At 69.6% G+C, this 335-nt stretch carries 1 pseudogene; it reads right to left on the reverse strand.

From position 1 onward, the window contains the following. Window positions 1–335: pseudogene (locus ACLJNW_RS23910) on the reverse strand (glutamine synthetase); the annotation flags it as partial.

A 335-nucleotide genomic window follows, 5' to 3' on the forward strand; every position in this document is an offset into this window, starting at 1 on the left:
GCTCTTGGTCGCCACGTAGCCTGCGACGAACTCGCTGCCGAACAGTGCGCGCGCCAGCGCGCTGCCTTTCAGGCGCCGCAGGGCGTCGTACATGGTGCAAGGCAGGGTCAACTCCTCCGGTACCTCGAACTCACCCTGGATCGCCGGGCTCGGCTCCAGTTCGTGCTCCAGTCCGTAGAGACCGGCGGCCAGGCTGTCGGTGATGGCCAGGTAAGGGTTGGCTTCGGCGCCCGGCAGGCGATTCTCGACGCGCCGCGCGGAGGCTCCGCTGGCCGGGATGCGTAGGCCGGCGGCGCGGTTGTCGTGGGACCAGCTGGCGTTGTTCGGCGAAGCGT

It is taken from the genome of Salmonella sp. SAL4457, from assembly GCF_046548235.1.
Taxonomy (GTDB): Bacteria; Pseudomonadota; Gammaproteobacteria; order Enterobacterales; family Enterobacteriaceae; genus Salmonella; species Salmonella enterica.